This is a genomic window from Streptomyces sp. AC627_RSS907 (assembly GCF_019049165.1).
Genome location: NZ_JAGMUE010001473.1, coordinates 1 through 616, shown reverse-complemented (window position 1 = coordinate 616; position 616 = coordinate 1). Strand labels below are relative to the sequence as shown.

Genomic DNA, 616 nt, shown 5'->3' with positions numbered 1-616 from the left:
CACCTGGGAGCTGGACTCCGAGGGCAAGAAGGTCCGCCCGCTGGAGACCGAGTCCGGGTACTGGCGGATCGACAAGGACCGCAAGGTCGAGGTCGTCATGATCCGCGACCAGGGCGTCGTGGAGATCTGGTACGGCGAGCTGGCCGACCAGAAGCCGCAGATCGACCTGGTCACCGACGCCGTCGCGCGCACCGCCGCCGCCGGCCCGTACACGGGCGGCAAGCGGCTGTACGGATACGTCAAGAGCGACCTGATGTGGGTCGGCGAGAAGGCCACCCCCGAGGTCCCGCTGCGGCCGTACATGTCGGCGCACCTGAAGAAGGTCGTCGACCCGCGCGAGTGGGCCAAGGACCTCAAGGATCTGCCCGACGACGGCATCGCCTTCTTCCGGTAAGCCTGGCAGTCTCCTGTCGTAAGCCCGGCAGCACCTCACCCCGGCCACGTGCGGACCAGGCCGGCCGGGCACGCACCCGCTCCACAACTGCATACGCGCCCCGCGGGGGAAGTCCGGTGAGAGTCCGGCGCTGACCCGCAACGGTAGGCGGAGCCACGTATCCCCCGGGATGCGGGCACCGCGAGCCCGATCACCCGCGGCGGCGCATGTTCCAGGACTACT

At 69.6% G+C, this 616-nt stretch carries 1 protein-coding gene and 1 riboswitch; the gene reads left to right on the top strand.

Features of this window, described 5'->3' with window-relative positions; translation table 11 throughout:
- On the top strand, nucleotides 1-394 hold a 394-nt coding region (locus tag KUM32_RS42515), incomplete at its 5' end, for an FABP family protein (RefSeq protein WP_217146922.1).
- A gap of 105 nt (nucleotides 395-499) precedes the next feature.
- Nucleotides 500-590, top strand: a riboswitch (cobalamin riboswitch).
- Nucleotides 591-616: the final 26 nt, after the last annotated feature.